Below are 4,708 nucleotides of genomic sequence, written 5' to 3' on the forward strand. Positions count from 1 at the left end.
GGCTCTTCGGTTTGTGTTATGCAATGGACGGGGGTTATAAGGGATGGAACCGTTATATAGAAAGGCATTTAGCGATTTTTGTCAATTGTTTTTGATATAGAGCGAACTAATCAATTAAGTCTCTTACCAGATAAGGATTTAGTCGATTTATGCCCCCCTATCGAACCATACCAAGTAACGAAGAACCAGTTACCTCCAAATGATTGAGTACCAAAGTTTTCGTGACCGCCTAACTATATATTATGCGGAAATTTTCCGTATATAGCACCAAATACGCATTTTTTAAAGAATCTGTCCGCATATTACGCTCAAATTGAGTGATTGCAAGAAGTTTTCCGTATAATATTACGATAAGCGTGTTATGCCGATTAGCGTACTCTGTGATGAACCCTTCCCCACTGATTTGTTCAAAGTTTTCTCGTTGTGCGACTGTCAGATGAACTTTATCTCGCCTACATCTTCCCATGATTGATGTCCTCAGTTGAGCCTATCTATTGCCCTATTTTAGCTGTGTCAGTCCACTACCAGATCGGCTACCTGAAATTTCAGCTATCTGTAATGAAATTTCATCTATCTGTAACCCTACAGGCCAAAATAGTTTAAAAATCCGTCGAGAATTTCTAGGATAGAAGTAAAGACCATCCTTGCCTACTTTTTCTATGATCCTAGCCGCCGAAACTGGACTAAAAACCGCTACTCTAGACGTAAAAGGCATGAAATGCGCTGGCTGTGTGAGTGCCGTGGAACGACAACTCAGCCAAAATCAAGGGGTAAAATCGGCCCAAGTTAATCTAATCACGGAAATTGCCGTGATTGAATACCAACCAGATGCGATCGCACCAGAGCAATTAGCCGCAAAATTAACCGCAATCGGATTCCCCACCCAACCGCGCAGCTCATCGACTCCCCTTTCTCAACAAAATCAACGGCTGCAAAACCAACAAAAAGAACGGCAACAACAATTATACCGATTAGCGATCGCTTGTTGTTTACTGGTTTTTTCCCTGATTGGTCACTTACACCACATCGGGGGACCAGAAATCCCCATCTTTCAAAGTATTGCTTTTCACTGGATTTTAGCCACCCTAGCCATTTTATTCCCCGGCCGCGATATTTTCATCGATGGTTGGCGGGGATTACGGCACGGGATGCCAAATATGAACACTCTCGTTAGTTTAGGCACAGGTAGCGCCTATATAGCCAGTTGTTTGGCTCTTATCTTCCCTAATCTCGGTCTAGAGTGCTTTTTTGATGAACCAGTCATGCTGTTAGGTTTTATTCTCCTCGGACGGACTCTAGAAGCGCATTCCCGTCATCGCGCAGCCGCAGACTTAGAAGCGCTTACTTCCCTACAACCGGCAGTGGCTCACCTGATTGGTAGTACAGATGACCGTGTGGGTGTGGCGATTCCGGTGGAACAGCTGCGCGTCGGGGAATGGGTGCGCGTCTTACCCGGGGAAAAAATTCCCGTGGATGGGGAGATTATTCAGGGAAGAACCACGGTAGATGAAGCTTTGTTAACGGGGGAATCGCTGCCGGTGGTCAAGGAAATGGGAGATCTAGTCATTGCTGGCAGTTTTAATCTCTCTGGTGCGATCGCTGTGCAAACTCGTCAGGTGGGGACCGATACCACCCTAGCTAAGATTATCGCAGCCGTGGAATCAGCCCAAACTCGCAAGGCCCCGGTACAGAAGATAGCGGACCGGGTAGCGGGTTATTTTGCCTACGGAGTCATGATAATTGCCCTAATTGTGCTGCTCTTTTGGTATTTTTGGGGAACTAGGCTCTTTCCAGAGGTGTTAGGGTCAACCACAGGACACCACGAGATGATTCAACCCACTTCTCCCCTACTTTTGTCCCTAAAATTAGCGATTTCCGTGCTTGTGGTCGCTTGTCCCTGCGCTCTCGGTTTAGCCACACCGACGGCCCTACTGGTGGGAACCAGTTTAGCAGCCGAACGGGGTATTTTAATTAAAGGGGGCGATGTTTTGGAAACCGTCTCGCAACTGCAAACGGTGGTTTTTGACAAAACGGGAACCCTCAGCCAAGGTCATCCAGAAATTACCGATTGTTTGAGTTTTTCTATCCTTAATTCCCTGGAAATTCAACAATTAGCGGCAGTAGTGGAGAGTGGTACTAATCATCCCCTCGCTCGGGCGATTTTAGACGCGGTTACTCCCCCTACTAACCTGACGGGGGAAGATTTTCAAACTGTCGCCGGATTGGGAGTTTCGGCAAGGGTGCAGGGGTCGAAAATTGTTCTGGGAAATCGGCAATGGTTGGCGCAAAACGGCATTAAAATCGATGAAACTATCTGGGGGATTCAAGAGCTTTTACAAGCGGGTAAAACGGTGATTTATCTGGGGATGGAAGAACAATTACTCGGTGCGATCGCTTTTCAGGATCGATTACGTCCCGATGCTCAAACAACCGTGAATCAGTTGCAAAAACTCGGTTTAGAGGTGATTTTACTCAGTGGTGATCGCCAAGAAGTGGTGACAGCGATCGCTAATAGTTTGGGTATTAGCCAATTTTATGCCGAAGTTGCCCCCACCGAAAAATCCGCCTTAATTGCCGACCTACAGACAAAAGAGGGCAAAATCGTGGCTATGGTCGGGGATGGTATCAATGATGCTCCCGCACTAGGACAGGCTAACATCGGTATTGCTCTGGCCGGTGGCACAGAAGTGGCCATGGAAACGGCTGGGATCGTTTTAATTAGCGATCGCCTGGAGGATGTGGTGCAATCTCTGCATTTAAGTCTGGCCACATGGCAAAAAATCCGACAAAATCTTTTTTGGGCTTTGGGTTATAATACCTTTGCTATTCCCATTGCCGGTGGTTTATTACTGCCCCGTTGGGGTCTAGCTTTCAGTCCGGCCTTAGCAGCAGCTTTAATGGCTTTTAGTTCGGTTATGGTAGTGAGTAATTCCCTGCTTTTACGTCGTCAATTTCCTCCGCTCAAATCGACGCAGGAAGGCAAAAACTAAAGCAATTACCGATTTTTTCTCGATAAATCTATCAAGCACCAAAAAGAGCGGCTCTCTTATTCTTTGTGTGATAAGTTTCACTGATACAGGAGCGATCAATCTCTGTGTCCTCTGTGTCTTTGTGGTTCGTTACCCAAGAGAGCCAAGATGGTATTTTGTCCCCGTCTTTGTCAGTTGACGGAGACAGGAACAAATCGGGTTAAGCAGTAATTCTGGTCAGGGATTGGCCTTGATAATTTTTGGTAATAATCTGGTGAATAGATTGGAAAAATTGCCGACAACGATTATTAGTTCTCAGGGGCAATTCATGATTTTTTACCAATAAATCGATCTGAAGTTCCGAGCTAGTGGGAGGATGAATAAATAATTCCACTTTCACTAACTGGGGAAAGAGCGCATCGTTAGGAACCTCCGATAAAAGTAACACATCGGGCCGGCGCTTGATGATTTCAAATTCACCCAAACTTAGGATATCATCGTATAAAAGCCCGGTCTGATGGGGAGAAATTCCGACAAAATAAGAACAGGAATAGCGAGCCATGGCAGGGAAAAGATGATAGATTGGTCACGGTTAATCGGTCAAAATCAGGCCATTGAACTACTACAAAGAGCGCTTGAAATCAATTCGATCGCTCCCGCTTACTTATTCGCCGGCGCTAAGGGGATTGGACGCAATCTAGCAGCAAAATGTTTCTGTCAAGACTTGTTAACTAGAGATCGATCTCCGGAAACAAGGGAATTAATCCTGAAACGCTTTCTCGGGGGCAATCATCCCGATTTACTCTGGATTGAACCCACTTATCAACACCAAGGCAAACTGCTCACCGCAAAAGAAGCACAGGAAAGCAATCTCAAGCGTAAAGCTCCCCCGCAAATCCGCATCGAACAAATTCGCGAGATTACTAACTTTTTAAGTCGTCCTCCCCTCGAATCGGCCCGCTCTGTGGTGGTGATCGAGCAAGCAGACACCATGACGGAATCAGCAGCAAATGCCCTCTTAAAAACGCTTGAGGAACCGGGAAAAGCCACTTTAATCCTGATTGCTCCCAGTCCTTCCTCTTTACTACCCACTCTCGTTTCTCGCTGTCAACATATCCCTTTTCAGCGTCTTTCGGAAGAAAATCTCGCTCAAGTCTTGCGCTCTAACGGACACGCTCGCGTTCTCAATTATCCGGCAATTCTCGGTTTAGCCCAAGGTAGCCCCGGAGAAGCGATCGCCGCTTTAGAATTTCTCGACAGTCTCCCCCAAGATTTACCGCGATCTTTGAGCAAATTTCCCCTAAAACTCTCCCAAGCACTGGAATTAGCCAAAATTATTGCTCAAACTCTTGACACGGAAACCCAATTATGGTATGTGAGTTATCTTCAGTATGAGGATTGGCAACGACGACGAGAGCGATCGATTTTAGAAATCTTGGAAAAAACCCGCCGGCAGCTGTTAGCCTACGTTCAACCCCGTTTAGTCTGGGAATGCACTTTCTTGGCATTGGCCAAACTATCCACCGCCCAAAAGTCTTAAAATTGTTATATTTATCGATCGAGTGGGGAGAAAGAGCATGAAAATGAAATCCTTAGTTTTGCTGATTCTGTTAACCTTGACTACGGTTTTAGGTGCTTGTCAGGGAGGAAAAGAAGCCGAAGAACCGAAAAACGTCCCTACCACGGTGGAATCGCCGCAAAAAGACGAAGATAGCGATAAAGACGGGGAAAACCAGCAA

General features: G+C 46.2%; 4 protein-coding genes. 3 read left to right on the top strand and 1 reads right to left on the bottom strand.

Annotation, left to right across the window (positions count from 1 at the left end; all coding sequences use genetic code 11):
* Positions 1–659 precede the first annotated feature (659 nt).
* Complete coding sequence (locus PX636_RS18885; protein WP_012267551.1) at positions 660–2,990, top strand: heavy metal translocating P-type ATPase; 2,331 nt, start codon at positions 660–662, stop codon at positions 2,988–2,990.
* 199 nt (positions 2,991–3,189) lie between these two features.
* Here the strand turns inward: PX636_RS18885 and PX636_RS18890 are convergent, their stop codons facing one another.
* Entirely contained in the window at positions 3,190–3,531 is a 342-nt protein-coding gene (locus tag PX636_RS18890; RefSeq protein WP_002795936.1) for a hypothetical protein, read from the bottom strand.
* A 12-nt stretch (positions 3,532–3,543) separates the two neighbouring features.
* On the opposite strand from PX636_RS18890, the gene holB reads away from it, so the two are divergent.
* Positions 3,544–4,509 (top strand): DNA polymerase III subunit delta', encoded by a 966-nt coding sequence (holB, locus tag PX636_RS18895; protein ID WP_288118288.1) that lies wholly within the window; start codon positions 3,544–3,546, stop codon positions 4,507–4,509.
* A 37-nt stretch (positions 4,510–4,546) separates the two neighbouring features.
* On the top strand, positions 4,547–4,708 hold a 162-nt coding region (locus PX636_RS18900), incomplete at its 3' end, for a neurohypophysial hormones like protein (protein ID WP_288118290.1).

Source organism: Microcystis sp. M53598_WE2, from assembly GCF_030067735.1.
Taxonomy (GTDB): domain Bacteria; phylum Cyanobacteriota; class Cyanobacteriia; order Cyanobacteriales; family Microcystaceae; genus Microcystis; species Microcystis aeruginosa.